This window comes from Streptococcus sp. 1453 (assembly GCF_013276955.1).
Classification (GTDB): Bacteria; Bacillota; Bacilli; order Lactobacillales; family Streptococcaceae; genus Streptococcus.
Map to the genome: position 1 here is coordinate 1 of NZ_VMLZ01000033.1, position 605 is coordinate 605.

Consider the following 605-nt stretch of genomic DNA (forward strand, 5'->3'; position numbering starts at 1 on the left):
TGCTACTAAAAGATGCTGGCGAACAAGATTTGCTAACATAACAAAACCACCTTCAGCCCTAGCAGTTTCCAAGGCATAGTCCTGAGCCAATAATGCTTGTTCTTCACGCATACGTAGTTGACTAAACATATTTCTGTCCTCCTCGGACCAGCTCTTGTAGTCCAGCAGTTGGTCTGCTTGACTGATGGCTCGCTCGGGTTGCTGAGTAAAGGGTTTATTCCCGAAAAACTCCAACCACGGTTTGCGAACCTCGTCTTTGCTGGTTTCTCTGTATTTTATTTGAAAAAAGACAGTAAAAAAGCGCAAAAAATCACTTCCTGTGCTATACTGTAATTGAAATTTTTTTAGTTTGGGTGTTAGAACTGTTTCTTCAGTCCTATCGCCTTTTCTTTTTGATAAGTCTGTTTGGTGGAGAGTAGTTTGTAAATGATTCTGAGAATCTTATGAGCACAAGCAATAATCGCCTTCATCTTGCTTCCTCTTTGAGAAATTCGATTGTAAAAAGAAGAAAAAGCTGGATCCTTAGAATGTGCTACAATTAATCCCGACATGGTCAGAGCCTGTTTGATATATCGATTTCCTTGCGTAATGTGTGAGGATTTTTT

Annotated in this window: 1 protein-coding gene and 1 pseudogene; both read right to left on the reverse strand. The window is 39.8% G+C overall.

Annotated elements, in window-relative coordinates:
- A pseudogene (locus HW098_RS10235) lies at nucleotides 1-282 on the reverse strand (hypothetical protein); the annotation flags it as partial.
- A gap of 74 nt (nucleotides 283-356) precedes the next feature.
- Nucleotides 357-605: hypothetical protein (locus tag HW098_RS10310; RefSeq protein ID WP_205403007.1), on the reverse strand; the 249-nt coding region annotated here is incomplete at its 5' end.